The sequence below is a fragment of the Phyllobacterium sp. genome, assembly GCF_037994405.1.
Lineage (GTDB): Bacteria > Pseudomonadota > Alphaproteobacteria > Rhizobiales > Rhizobiaceae > Phyllobacterium.
Map to the genome: position 1 here is coordinate 1 of NZ_JBBNAN010000323.1, position 10,276 is coordinate 10,276.

Sequence of the window (10,276 nt, forward strand, 5' to 3'; positions counted from 1 at the left end):
AGAAGGATCTGCAGCCGGGCGACAGGCTCGATGCCATCGGCGAATATTGCTACCGCGCCTGGATCATGACGGCCGCCGAAGCACGCAGCGCCGGCGCCATCCCCTGCGGCCTGTTGCAGGGCGGCAGCGTCACCCAGCCGATCAGGAAGGGCGCACTCATCACCAGCGCCAATGCCGCTCCCGCCCCCGGCTCGAAGATCGTCGAACTCAGGGCAAGACAGGACAAGCTCGTCTATGGCGGGTGAACACCGGGTTTGAAGACTGAGATAGATCAAGGCCACCAGACAAGGAGCGCCGACATGGCTTCCGCCAGAAGTTCAAATGCCAAGCTAAAGGATGATGGCAGTAATCTTCCCTTCGCGTTCCGGCATTATCCCCCGGAACAACTGAAGGAAGCGCTGCGCAAGATGTACCTCATCCGCCGCTTCGAAGAAGGCGCCGAGGAATCTTATACGCGCGGTCTTATCCACGGCACGATGCACCTTTCCATCGGGCAGGAGGCAAGCGCAGTCGGCATTTCCCTGCCGCTCGTCGAAAATGACATGATCACCTCGACCCATCGGGGTCATGGCCACTGCATCGCCAAAGGTGCGGAAGTCTCAAAGATGTTCGCCGAATTCTTCGGCAAGGAAACCGGTTATTGCAAGGGCCGCGGCGGCTCAATGCATATCGCCGACGTCTCCAAGGGCAATCTTGGTGCCAATGGCATCGTCGGCGGGGGTATTCCGATTGCCGTCGGCGCCGCCCTTTCGGCGAAGAAGCAGAAGAACGGCAAGGTGGTCATCTCCTATTTCGGCGATGGGGCCAACAATGAGGGTGCTTTTCACGAGGCACTCAATATGGCTTCGGTCTGGAAACTGCCGGTCATTTTCGTCTGCGAAAACAATGGCTATGGCATGTCGACCTCGACCAAGCGCTCCACGGCAGTCGCCAATGTCGCCGACCGTGCATCCGCCTACAACATGCCGGGTGTGATCGTTGACGGCAATATCCTGTCTGACGTCGCCGAAGCCTCACACGAGGCGGTCGAACGGGCGCGCCGGGGCGAGGGGCCGACGCTCATCGAGTGCAAGACCTACCGCCATCGCGGCCATTCCAAGAGCGACCGCAACCGCTATCGCACCAAGGAAGAGATCGAGGACTGGATCACCAATCGCGATCCCATCCATCTGTTCGAAGATCAGCTGAAGGAATTCGGTTTCGTCAATGATGCTGACATTGAGGCGATCCGCACCGACGCCGAAAAGGAAATCGCTGAAGCGATCGAGTTTGCCAAGAACAGCCCATCGCCAGACCTCAATAATCTGGCACGCGACGTTTACACGGTTGACATTCCATGAACGAGATAATCCGCGAACTGAGTTATTCGCAAGCGATCCAGGAGGCTATGGCCATCGCCATGGAAGCGGATGATCGCGTGTTCCTGATGGGCGAGGATATCGGTGTCTATGGCGGGGCCTTTCAGGTGACCGGCGATCTCGTGCATCGTTTTGGCGAAGACCGGGTGATGGATACGCCGATCTCGGAACTTGGCGGTGCAGGCGTTGCCGTCGGTGCAGCCTTGACAGGCATGCGCCCTATCTTTGAATTCCAGTTTTCGGATTTCGCGGCGCTCGCGATGGAACAGATTGTCAATCAGGCGGCGAAGATCCGCTACATGCTGGGTGGCGCTGTCTCTGTACCACTCGTGATGCGTTTCCCGGCTGGCTCCGGCACCGGTGCTGCCGCCCAGCACAGCCAGAGTCTTGAAGCGTGGTTTGGTCACGTTCCTGGCCTGAAAGTGATCCAGCCTTCGACGCCGTACGATGCCAAGGGCATGTTGCTTGCCGCAATTGAAGATCCCGATCCTGTGATGATCTTCGAGCACAAGCTTCTCTACAAGATGAAGGGGCCAGTTCCCGAAGGCCACTATACCGTGCCGATTGGCAAGGCCGCCGTGGTGCGGGAGGGCACGGACCTGACCATCGTTGCCTCTGCCATCATGGTGCACAAGGCACTGGAAGCGGCGCAGGAGCTCGCAAAGGAAGGCGTCAGCGTCGAGGTTGTCGATCTGCGCACCGTGCGTCCTATGGACAAGGAAACAATCATCGCCAGTGTCAAGAAGACGTCGAAGCTTATGTGCGTCTATGAAGGTGTCAAAACGCTGGGCGTTGGTGCGGAAGTGAGCGCGATGATCGCGGAGAGCGAAGCTTTCGACTATCTCGACGCGCCGATCGTGCGCCTTGGCGGCGCCGAGACGCCAATTCCCTATAATCCGGAGCTTGAGAAAGCCACGGTGCCGCAAGTGCCGGGTATTCTCAAGAGCGCGCGCGATCTCGTCAAAGGGGTTCGTTAGGTCATGCCCGTCGAAGTGATCCTGCCCAAGGTCGACATGGATATGGAAAGCGGCCAGATATCACGCTGGTATGCCAAGGATGGCGACAGTGTATCCAAAGGCCAGCTGCTGTTCGAAATCGAAACCGACAAGGCAGCGATGGAAGTGGATGCGCCATCGTCGGGCATCCTGCGCGATGTAAAGGCGCAGGAGGGCACAACTGTGCCGGTTGGCCAGGCAGTGGCCTGGATCTACGCGGAGGGCGAGGCCTACGGCGCGGCGGCACCGGCCGAGGCGAAAGCCGAAAAACCTGCAGCAGTCGAAGAGGTCAAGCCTGCGGTTCAACTGGTCGAAACTGCGCCAGCAAAGCCGGTTCCGGTTGCTGCTGAAGCCACCAATGGAGTCCGGGCTACGCCACTGGCGCGGCGCATCGCGCGGGAGGCCGGCATCGATCTCGCATCGCTCAAGGGATCTGGTCCGAAAGGCCGTATTCAGAAGAAAGACGTCGAGAGCGGCGTTGCGCATACTGCTAAACCTTCTGCGCCAGTTCATTCGCCAGTCGTTCAAGGCGTGGATGCACCGCTGCATGCTGTTTGGCTGCGTGAGGGCAATGGTTCCGGCCGTGCGCCGCTCGTACTGATCCACGGTTTCGGGTCCGATCTCAACAGCTGGCGGCCGATGCTCGGTGTCGGAACGCTGGACAATCCGATCCTGGCCGTTGACCTGCCGGGACACGGCGGCTCGGCCCACACTATTCCGGATGATCTCGACGGTATCGCCAGCCTGGTCGAGCAAACTATTGCCGCCTGTCATGCGGGGCCGATCGTCCTGGTCGGGCACTCCCTTGGCGGCGCAATCGCGACAGAGATCGCTGCTCGCAGCAATCTCGACATTCGCGCCCTGACATTGATCGCGCCGGCCGGGCTTGGTCCGGAAATCAATGGTGCATTCCTTTCAGGTTTTGTCCGCGCCCGCACGGAGGCAAGCCTCGTCGCCTGGATGAAGCAGCTCGTGCAGGACGAACGCCTGCTGACCAAGCCATTCGTCAAGGCCACGCTGGCGCAATCACAGGATGTGGCGTTGCGTGATGCGCAGCAGCTTGTTGCCGACCGGTTTTTTGCCGACGGCACTCAGGTTTTCGATATAAGGCAAAGCCTCGGCAATCTGGCGATCCCGGTTCGCGTCATCTTCGGTGCTGCAGACCGTGTTATCCCGGCAGCGCATGCTGCGGGCTTGCCCGGTGAAATTGCCGTGCACCTCTTTGCGGGTACTGGGCACATGCCGCAGCTGGAGCGGCGCGAGAAAATTATGCGGATCCTGCGCGAGGTCAGTCAGTCGGTAAGGTAGTGCTACCAGCTTTTGACGAGAGCATCGCCCGCTGGATGGCGCTGCGGGCGGAAGCCAGGTTTGGCATGACCCAATTTGGCTCGGCGCCAAGGAACTTGTCGAGAAACGCAATCGCATAGCCCGGCATTTCGCGGACATTTTCACGGTAGGACCACCACGTGCGCAGATCGTCTGCGCATGCGTCGATTTTAGGTGCAACCCCGAATTCCTGCTCGCAGATCGCCGCGATAGCTCCGACACAGTAGTTGGTATAAAGGAAGCCTTCGGGCCAGAATGCGATGATATCCTGCATCTCGGAAGCTTGAGAATCGCCATGCTTGGGCTCGCCGTCGACCTTCGCCGGCGCTTCCGTAATCAACTCCTTGAGGACAAGGCCCGAGGCGAAGATGATGAAATCTTTTCTATCGATGCTGGAGTAGGATTTCTGCTTCTCGACCGTCTCGATCCAGTTGAGGAAGGCCCGTGTCAGCTTGGTTTCATCGATGGCGAAATGATAGCCATAATGTTCAGCAATGACTGCCGCATTCTTGCGAAAAGCCATGCGAAACCAACGCAGTCGGCGCAGGCGATGCCGCAAATCCGGCATGTGGATTAATTCGTCTCTGAACTGAAAATCCATGCCTTCTCACTTTCAACTTTAGTGTAGCACGTCATACGCTTTTGCGCAGCATAAGCCAAGTTTTCAACGCTTGCAGAAATCATACATATTGACATTACAAGAAACAAATGTTCTATATTTTTTCGCTCGATCATAGCATATGTTGGCGATCGGGCATTGGGAGGTTGAAGATATGGCGATGTGGCAATGGGGATTGCTGGCCCTTGGATTTTTATGGGCGCTGCAATCACTTGGCGTCTGGTACCAGATGCGCCACTACAGCGATGTGATGAAAGGCATCACCTCCAGATACAATGATGGATTTGTCGGCGCGGGCAATGTTCGTGGTCGTCTTGGCAAGGGAGTAATTGTGCTCATCGTTGTCACCCCGGATCTTATAGTTCAGCGCTTTTTGGTTATGAGCGGCCGGTCGGTTTTTGCGAAATTCAAGCGGCGCGAGGAGTTCGAGGGCATCTCGCTCAGTGCACTGCGTACAGATCCGGTCATGGCCGGTGTGGAGGACCCAGCTCTGGCCAAGGCGGCAGAACGGGCAATCGAACAGATAGACAAGGCGAGAGCGGAACCGACACGGCGGGGTTTAATTGGGATTAAGGCAGTCAACGCATAGGGACGGCTGTTTTGGAAGACGGTCGATAAGGAGGAGGGAACATGTCAATTCTAACAATGCTGGCGCAACATGCCGACATCGCCGCACACCACATTTCGGTGGCCGGGTCGATGGTCTCGGATGCTGCGCTTCACGGCAAGCAGGCGATCACCCATGCGGGCAATGATCTCGTGGTGCTTGCCCAGTCGACGGGCGATATCTCCGTCGAGGAATTCAAGAATAAGCTGAAGAATGTCCAGCAGGAAGAGCAACTCGGCTGGCTGACAAGCGCAGGCAAATACTTCATCGGTATTTTCCAGAAGGGCGGCGAGGTTTTTGCCGGGTTCGTCACCGGCATCATCCCAACGCTGGTCGTGCTGATGACTGCGTTTTATGCCTTGACTGAACTGGTCGGCGAAGAGCGGGTTCACGGTATCGCTCGCGGCGCAGGGCGTATCGCCTTGACGCGATATACCGTGCTGCCGGTTCTTTCAGTGTTCTTCCTGACCAATCCGATGGCCTACACATTTGGATCGTTTCTCGAAGAAAAGTATAAGCCCGCCTTCTACGATGCGGCGGTTTCCTACGTTCATCCGCCGCTCGGCCTGTTTCCGCACATCAATCCCGGCGAATATTTCGTCTGGGGCGGTATCCTCGTCGCGCTTCTCGAATTGGAGAAAAAGGGTGCGGTTCCCACCGGCTATCACATCAACGTTGCCATCTGGTATGCGCTCGTTGGTCTGGTCGTCATCTTGCTCAAAGGCATGCTGACCGAGCGCATTACAGCCATCATGGCGCGCCGTCAGGGCATCGAGCTTTAATTCGGGGTGGGAGCAGAACCAATGTCCAAGACGTATAAAGCAGTCACAATCTCCAAGGGCTCGAATGGCTGGGGCGGCCCGCTGGTCGTCCAGTTGACGCCGCAGCGCAACAAGGTCGTGTCAGTCACTGGCGGCGGAATCCATCCAGTGGCGCGCCGTATCGCTGAACTCACCGGCGGTGAGGCGGTCGATGGTTTCAAGGCACCGCCCGTCGAAGGTGAAATGGGCGTCGTCGTCGTCGATTGCGGCGGCACGGCTCGCTGCGGGGTCTATCCGCGTAAGCGCATCCCAACCGTCAATCTGACGCCGGTCGGCCAGGCAGGACCTCTCGCCCAGTTCATCACCGAGGACATCTACGTTTCCGGTGTTAAGGAAGGCAATATCGAGCTTGCCGATGGATCGCAGCCCGCAGCGGCTGCCGGAGCAAGATCAGACCCGACACCGGCGGAACTTGCGGCCTCCATGGCGAGCCGCACGCAGGCGCCTTCTGACACAGGTGAGGGCGGTTTGATAGGCTTCATCAGCACAATTGGCCGGGCTATGGGCCGCGTGGTTGGCATTTTCTTCAATGCCGGCCGCCGTACCATAGACCAGGTCGTGCGCAACGTTCTGCCCTTCATGGCGTTCGTGACCATGCTCATCGGCTTCATCCTCTATACGGGGATTGGTGATGTGCTTGCCCAGCCGATGGGCCCGCTTGCCAATAATATCGTCGGCTTGCTGATCATCTCGGCCATCTGCGGTCTGCCATTCCTGTCGCCGATCCTAGGACCGGGCGCGGTTATCGCACAGGTCATCGGTGTGGCGATCATCGGCCCGCAGATTGCTAATGGCACAATCTCGCCGGCAATGGCTCTGCCGGCACTGTTTGCCTATAATACGCAGGTGGGCTGCGACTTCGTTCCGGTCGGTCTGGCGCTTGGTGAAGCCAAGCCCAAGACGATCGAGATCGGTGTTCCGGCGGTGCTGATCAGCCGCCAGATCATGGGCCCGGTTTCGGTGCTGATTGCTTGGGTCGTCAGCCTGATCGTATTCTAAACATCAACAAGAAAAGAGGTTCGCCATCATGTCAGTCCTATTGAAAACACGGGTAACAGCCGTCGGGCCTGAGGTGGCGGATCTCGCAGCGGGAGGCGTTGTCATCCTGTTCGCCGATGGCGCGCCGCCTGAACTCGCAGAAGTTTCGATCCTCCACAGCGTTGAAGGCAAACCTTCTGACACGACCCCACCTGTGGGGTCGGCAATCCAAATCGGTGACGTTTCTGCGAAGATTACCGGGATTGGTGAATATGCTTGGCAGAAGGTCAAGGATATTGGACACGTGGTCATCACGTTCAACGGTTCAGCACAGGTTGAGCGGCCGGGCGAGATTTGTGCCTCGGAGATCGACACCGAAGAACTGGTGTCAGCCCTGAAGGTGGGAACGACGATTACCATTGGATAATTGGCTGACCTGAAACAGAATGAACTGCCAAAGAGAGAATTGAATGGAACGCTCGACCATAGTGCGGGTGCATGACGGATTGCATGCACGGCCAGCCACCCGATTTGTCAAACTCGCCAAGAGTTTCGAATCGGACATCGAGCTCGTCAAGGCAGACAAATCGGTCAGCGCGAAAAGCTCGGTCAAATTGATGCTACTCGGTGTCAAGGAGAATGAGGAAATCACGGTTCGCGCAACGGGTGCTGATGCGATCGAGGCCATCGAGGCGCTGATCGGCTATCTCGAGAATCCGCGTTCCGGTACTGAAGAAGAGGGTGCCCCTGCGATTGAAGCAAAGCCGGCTACTCTCTCCAGGCCGCTGGCAACATCCGGGCCAGCTGAATTGAACGGCGCAGCGTGTATGCGGGGCGTCGGGGCAAGCGAAGGCGTTGCCATCGGAGCCGCCTTCGGGTTCTTTCCTGCGGAGATCAAGCATGAAAACCGCTTGCTTGGGGCGGATGAAATTCCAAATGAGAATGCGAGGCTGAAGCAGGCCTTCGCCACTGTACAGCAACGGATGGACAAATCGCTGGCAGCCAAGAACCTGGCGGAAAGCGATCGCGGTATCATTGCCGCGCTCAAGGATATTGCCTGCGATGACGAACTGACGGTTGCTGCGACGACACTCGTCAATGGCGGTATCGATGCGGTGTCTGCTGTCATTGGCGCGACGTCAAAGATCGCCGCCGATTTCGCATCGATGGATGATCCTTACCTTGTAGCGCGTGCTGATGATGTGAACGCCGTCGGGCGGCAGATCTGCCTTGCGCTTCTCGGACAGGACGATGCCAATCTTGATGGCATTCCGGCAGGTGCGATCCTGATTGCCGACGATATCGGCGCCTGGGACTTGGCTCGCGCTCCGCTCAAGCGCATTGCCGGCGTCATATGCGGGCATGGCGGTGCAACTTCGCATGTCGCGATCATTGCGCGTGCGCATGGCATTCCCGCCGTCTTGGGGCTGGGCCGGTCCGTACAGGAACTGCGGAATATCAAGGCTGTTGCGCTCGATGGAAATAATGGTGATGTTTTCGCCGATCCCGATCAGGCGACAGCCGATCGCTTTCACGAGCAGATTGGCAAGGCAGAGACCGAGAGGCAGGCGCTGAAGGCTTACAAGGACATAAAACCCAAACGCGCCGATGGTACCATCATCGAGATCGCCGCCAATCTGGGGTCGCTGGAAGAAATAGAAGCGGCACAGGAAGCGGGTGCCATGGGCGTCGGGCTGTTCCGAACCGAGCTTCTGTTCATGCGGCATATCCATCTGCCCTCGGAAGATCTGCAGGCCGAGACCTATGCGACGCTCGCCAAGGCTTTCGCCCCCTATCCCGTCATTGTCCGCACGCTGGACATTGGCGGTGACAAGCCAATTTCGGGTGTCGATTTTCCAGATGAGGAGAATCCCTTCCTCGGCTGGCGTGGCATTCGTATGTGCCTGGACCGTCCGGATGTGTTCAAACCGCAATTGCGCGCGCTTTTGCGGGCCGCCGTACACGGCAACATCAAGGTGATGCTGCCAATGGTCTCCGGTCTTGATGAAGTCCGTGCGACCCGCGTGGTGATTGAGGAATGTGCAGAAGAATTGAAGGCCGAAAACAAGGTATATGCTGCGTTCGATCTCGGGGTCATGGTCGAAACGCCGGCGGCGGTGATGATTGCGCCGATGCTTGCGAGGGAAGTCGCTTTTTTCTCCATCGGTACGAATGATCTGACGCAATATATCATGGCGGCCGACCGGCTTAACCCGACGGTCGCCAAGCTCAACGACGTCACACATCCGGCTGTGATGGCGGCGATCGAATTGACGGCGAGGGCGGGCGTCGAAGCGGGCATCATGGTTGGCATGTGCGGCGAAGCGGCCGGTCGCCCGGACCTGATCCCGACATTCGTCAAGATGGGGCTGACGGAGCTCAGCATGAGCCCGTCATCGATCCAGCGCGCGAAGAAGTGTGTGCTGGATCTGGCGTCTGCGTCTCAGGGCAGGTGAGGGATCAGGAAGGTAAAGAGATCCGATAAGGCTTCGGTGCGATCCGCACCATGGATGGCGTGCTCGAACTTGTCCTGCCGTGCTTGCAAGGCCAGAAGGGCGCTTTCAACGAGCCGCTCTTCGCCAGGTTCATGATCGGCATAGGTGGCAAGGCCTATGGCCAGGGCTATCGATGCAAAGCACAGATATTCGGTCTCTGTGTCCGGCTGAGCCTCGTGGTGCGCGGGCAGTGTCAAAGGTTGGGAATGGTAGTGCGACTGGAGTTCGACAGCGAGGTTCGCGCAGATTGCCGCAATGTCGGTAAGTCCGCCCTCTCTCTTCGCCGCCAGCATGCTCGCGCCGTGACGGCGAACCATCGTGGCATGGACAGCGGAGAATGTTGCTTCATGAATCAGCGCATTGCTCGATCCAAGAACGCTCAGCATGCGTTTCGTCAGATAATAAGTGTCGCGCCGGAAGAGCGCCTCGCCCTTGCCCGTTTCCCCCTGGAAATAGACGTCGAGACTGCGCGCCTCGATCGTTGTCGAATGGGCCGCCGGGTCTTGCGATACGAGGGAAATCGAGATGGTCTCGGCTGCGGTCAGAGCCTTGTCCACCGCGCGCGCGGCTGTGCCGAACAGGATATCCGGCAGGTTCTGCGGCACCGCACCCTGACGGCTCGCCCTGATCAAGTGACGGACATCGCGCAACCGATCCTTCAGACTGACGACGATCTCGTTCGAAATGTCCCGGATCATATGGCAAACCTCTGCTCGCAAGTGGATAAGACTTTGTATCTGTTTTTCATGGCTTGCTAAACAACATTCTGGTGGAGTGTACTGGGAATAATACGTTGTCCTTGGCACAGGACTTGCTGCCGAGGGAACGAAATCAATCAAAGGGGGAGACGATTGACCGATCGACGCAAGCGAACGAATGGTACAACGAATAGCCCCCAAAAGACTCCATTGGACGTGGGGCAACCGGACACCAAGATCAGCCGGATGCGTATGCGCGCCGCCTGGATGTACTATATCGAGCAGATGACGCAGAACGAGATTGCCGAGATTCTCGGCGTCGGACGCGTGACCATTGTGCGCATGCTGGCCGAAGCGCGGGCACGCAACGAGGTCAAGA

General features: G+C 58.1%; 11 protein-coding genes and 1 pseudogene. 10 read left to right on the forward strand and 2 right to left on the reverse strand.

Features of this window, described 5'->3' with window-relative positions; all coding sequences use genetic code 11:
* From AAAC48_RS17985 to AAAC48_RS18000, 4 genes and pseudogenes are all read left to right on the forward strand, one after another.
* A pseudogene (locus AAAC48_RS17985) lies at nt 1-245 on the forward strand (homoserine dehydrogenase); the annotation flags it as partial.
* Nucleotides 246-299: 54 nt separating this feature from the next.
* Nucleotides 300-1,340: a thiamine pyrophosphate-dependent dehydrogenase E1 component subunit alpha gene (locus AAAC48_RS17990; RefSeq protein WP_340655497.1), complete on the forward strand. Its 1,041-nt coding sequence runs from the start codon at nt 300-302 to the stop codon at nt 1,338-1,340.
* Complete coding sequence (locus AAAC48_RS17995) at nt 1,337-2,335, forward strand: alpha-ketoacid dehydrogenase subunit beta (RefSeq protein ID WP_340655498.1); 999 nt, start codon at nt 1,337-1,339, stop codon at nt 2,333-2,335. Before AAAC48_RS17990 ends, AAAC48_RS17995 begins: the two co-directional genes overlap by 4 nt.
* Before the next feature lie 3 nt (nt 2,336-2,338).
* Nucleotides 2,339-3,661 carry an acetoin dehydrogenase dihydrolipoyllysine-residue acetyltransferase subunit gene (locus tag AAAC48_RS18000; protein ID WP_340655499.1) on the forward strand — a complete coding sequence of 441 codons (1,323 nt, stop codon included), beginning with the start codon at nt 2,339-2,341 and terminating at the stop codon, nt 3,659-3,661.
* Here AAAC48_RS18000 and AAAC48_RS18005 read toward each other — a convergent pair.
* Complete coding sequence (locus AAAC48_RS18005; RefSeq protein WP_340655500.1) at nt 3,642-4,280, reverse strand: hypothetical protein; 639 nt, start codon at nt 4,278-4,280, stop codon at nt 3,642-3,644. The two genes, AAAC48_RS18000 and AAAC48_RS18005, sit on opposite strands and share 20 nt — an antisense overlap.
* Before the next feature lie 172 nt (nt 4,281-4,452).
* On the opposite strand from AAAC48_RS18005, the gene AAAC48_RS18010 reads away from it, so the two are divergent.
* The 5 genes from AAAC48_RS18010 to ptsP are packed head-to-tail and all read left to right on the forward strand — an operon-like array spanning nt 4,453 to nt 9,160.
* Nucleotides 4,453-4,887: a transcriptional regulator GutM gene (locus tag AAAC48_RS18010; protein WP_340655501.1), complete on the forward strand. Its 435-nt coding sequence runs from the start codon at nt 4,453-4,455 to the stop codon at nt 4,885-4,887.
* Nucleotides 4,888-4,928: 41 nt separating this feature from the next.
* Nucleotides 4,929-5,687, forward strand: a complete 759-nt coding sequence (locus AAAC48_RS18015) for a PTS glucitol/sorbitol transporter subunit IIC (protein WP_340655502.1) — start codon at nt 4,929-4,931, stop codon at nt 5,685-5,687.
* A 21-nt stretch (nt 5,688-5,708) separates the two neighbouring features.
* Nucleotides 5,709-6,725 carry a PTS glucitol/sorbitol transporter subunit IIB gene (locus AAAC48_RS18020; protein WP_340655503.1) on the forward strand — a complete coding sequence of 339 codons (1,017 nt, stop codon included), beginning with the start codon at nt 5,709-5,711 and terminating at the stop codon, nt 6,723-6,725.
* A gap of 28 nt (nt 6,726-6,753) precedes the next feature.
* On the forward strand, nt 6,754-7,131 hold the full coding sequence (locus AAAC48_RS18025; protein WP_340655504.1) for a PTS glucitol/sorbitol transporter subunit IIA: 378 nt from the start codon (nt 6,754-6,756) through the stop codon (nt 7,129-7,131).
* Nucleotides 7,132-7,174: 43 nt separating this feature from the next.
* A complete protein-coding gene (gene ptsP / locus AAAC48_RS18030; RefSeq protein WP_340655505.1) occupies nt 7,175-9,160 on the forward strand; it encodes a phosphoenolpyruvate--protein phosphotransferase in 1,986 nt (661 codons plus the stop codon).
* Here the strand turns inward: ptsP and AAAC48_RS18035 are convergent.
* Complete coding sequence (locus AAAC48_RS18035) at nt 9,148-9,897, reverse strand: hypothetical protein (protein ID WP_340655506.1); 750 nt, start codon at nt 9,895-9,897, stop codon at nt 9,148-9,150. The two genes, ptsP and AAAC48_RS18035, sit on opposite strands and share 13 nt — an antisense overlap.
* Nucleotides 9,898-10,107: 210 nt before the next feature.
* Here AAAC48_RS18035 and AAAC48_RS18040 point away from each other — a divergent pair.
* The coding region (locus AAAC48_RS18040) for a sigma factor-like helix-turn-helix DNA-binding protein (protein ID WP_340655507.1) at nt 10,108-10,276 on the forward strand (169 nt) is incomplete at its 3' end.